This is a genomic window from Candidatus Nitrosarchaeum limnium BG20 (assembly GCF_000241145.1).
GTDB lineage: Archaea > Thermoproteota > Nitrososphaeria > Nitrososphaerales > Nitrosopumilaceae > Nitrosarchaeum > Nitrosarchaeum limnae.
The window spans coordinates 1-986 of record NZ_AHJG01000078.1; the positions used below are offsets into that span (position 1 = coordinate 1).

The 986-nt window shown below is 33.7% G+C and carries 1 protein-coding gene; it reads left to right on the forward strand.

The genetic code is table 11. The features are described 5' to 3' along the window. Positions 1–986: UvrB/UvrC motif-containing protein (locus BG20_RS02520; RefSeq protein ID WP_010190500.1), on the forward strand; the 986-nt coding region annotated here is incomplete at both ends.

Sequence of the window (986 nt, forward strand, 5' to 3'; positions counted from 1 at the left end):
CATGTATCTGCATTAGAAGAAGTACTAAAGGGAAAAAACCAAACTCAAATTTTTGTCAAAAAATTAAAAGAAGAGATGACTCTAGCTGCAGAATCTCAACAATTTGAACGTGCAAAAGACATTCGTGATACTTTGATTAGATTGGGTAGTCTTCAAACCAAACAAAAAATGGAATATGTTGAGAATTCAGATGAAGAGTATTTTGGAATTGGGTATCAAGATCAAACTGTGACTGTGATGAACTTTAGAATGATTAATGGTGTAATGCGAGATAGTGACAAATTCTTTTTTGATCTTGTGGGTGACAATGATTTTTCAAATTTTCTTTTTCAATATTATACTGTACACAAAATTCCAAAGTTTATCTTTGTAAGTGAAATGCCTAAAAATAAACTACTTTTAGAGTCATTACTATCTGAGCATGCAGGATTTTCAGTTGAAATTATCCTCCCTCAACGAGGAAAGAGAAAGGATATCGTTGATTTGATTTTAAAAAACATTGCCTTAATCCACTCAAAAGGTGGAAATGTCGGTTTAATGGAATTAAAAGAAGTGTTGAATCTTTCTATAGTTCCAAACATCATTGAATGCTTTGATATTTCCAATCATGGTGATGAATTTGCGGTGGGCTCTATGGCTAGATTTGTAGATGGAAAACCACACAAATCTGGATATCGTAAATTCAAAATCAAAACAGTTTCTGGTAGAGATGACTTTGCAATGATAAGTGAAATTATCAAACGAAGATATCTTAGGTTGCAAGAGGAAAATTCACAGTTACCTGATCTGATATTAATCGATGGTGGAAAAGGTCAACTTAATGCAGCACTCAAATCATTGCAGTCAATGGGGTTGAGTCTTGATTGCATTTCACTTGCCAAGGAAAATGAAGAAGTATTTGTCCCGAACCAGAAAGACCCGATAATCATTCCAAAAGATAAGCCTTCGTTGAAAATTCTACAACATGCTAGAGATGAGACTCATAG